The 1,215-nt window shown below is 52.3% G+C and carries 2 tRNA genes and 3 rRNA genes; all 5 read right to left on the bottom strand.

From position 1 onward, the window contains the following. A 23S ribosomal RNA gene (locus tag ACZYR9_RS27460) occupies positions 1-510 on the bottom strand; the annotation flags it as partial. 163 nt (positions 511-673) lie between these two features. Next, positions 674-749, bottom strand: a tRNA-Ala gene (locus ACZYR9_RS27455). 24 nt (positions 750-773) lie between these two features. Then, positions 774-850: transfer RNA gene (locus ACZYR9_RS27450), tRNA-Ile, on the bottom strand. 52 nt (positions 851-902) lie between these two features. Further along, a 5S ribosomal RNA gene (gene rrf, locus ACZYR9_RS27445) occupies positions 903-1,019 on the bottom strand. 104 nt (positions 1,020-1,123) lie between these two features. Then, positions 1,124-1,215: ribosomal RNA gene (locus ACZYR9_RS27440) — 16S ribosomal RNA — on the bottom strand; the annotation flags it as partial.

The raw sequence follows: 1,215 nt of genomic DNA, 5'->3' as shown, positions 1-1,215 counted from the left end.
TTCCCTCACGGTACTGCTTCACTATCGGTCACCAGGGAGTATTTAGCCTTGGCAGATGGTCCTGCCGGATTCCCACGAGGTTTCACGTGTCTCGCGGTACTCGGGATCCGTCTAGGGCTTTCGCAGCATTTCAGCTACAGGGCTGTTACCTTCTTTGGCCGGCCTTTCCAGACGCTTCACCTACGCTGCTCAACCCACATTGACGTCCCACAACCCCAGGGGGCAAGCCCCCTGGTTTGGGCTAATCCGCTTTCGCTCGCCGCTACTGACGGAATCACTTTTGTTTTCTTTTCCTGAGGGTACTTAGATGTTTCAGTTCCCCTCGTCTGCCTCCAATGCAGCTATGTATTCACTGCATGGTACGTATCTATTACGATACGCAGGTTTCCCCATTCGGACATCCCCGGATCAAAGCCTGCTTACGGCTCCCCGAGGCATTTCGTCGTTCGCCACGTCCTTCATCGGCTCCTGGTGCCTAGGCATCCTCCGTGTGCTCTTATTAGCTTAACCAATGTGGTTTCCCACTTAGTTATAGATCAAAGATCTAAGGATGATTCAGCATTTATTGCTTTGTTTCGATATCCAGTTTTCAAGGAACAAATCAGTCACCGCAATTAAACAGTGACAAAGAAAATAATATCATACCCACCCGAGTATTTCAAGCGGTAGATTATGGTGGAGCCAAGCGGGATCGAACCGCTGACCTCCTGCTTGCAAGGCAGGCGCTCTCCCAGCTGAGCTATGGCCCCATACAGGCAACTTATAAAGTTGAATGGTGGGCCCTAGTGGACTCGAACCACCGACCTCACCCTTATCAGGGGTGCGCTCTAACCAGCTGAGCTAAGGGCCCTTATTTGTATAGTGTATTAGCTTCATAAGAAAAGCCCACCCTTGGTGGGCTTGCTTGGCGACGTTCTACTCTCCCAGGACCCTGCGGTCCAAGTACCATCGACGCTGGAAGGCTTAACGGTCGTGTTCGGTATGGGTACGCGTGGTTCCCTTCCGCCATCATCACCAAACGAATCGAAAGGCATTGCACCTTTCAAAACTGAACACGAGTGAGTGCTTTTGCAGCTTCGCTGCAGATTTGTCCGTCGCCCTGCAGACGACATGGACTCCATAGAAAGGAGGTGATCCAGCCGCACCTTCCGATACGGCTACCTTGTTACGACTTCACCCCAATCATCTACCCCACCTTCGGCGGCTGGCTCCTTG

It is taken from the genome of Paenibacillus sp. F024, from assembly GCF_057814255.1.
Note: the sequence above shows the minus strand (reverse complement) of the source record. Positions and strands in the feature narration are given on the sequence as shown.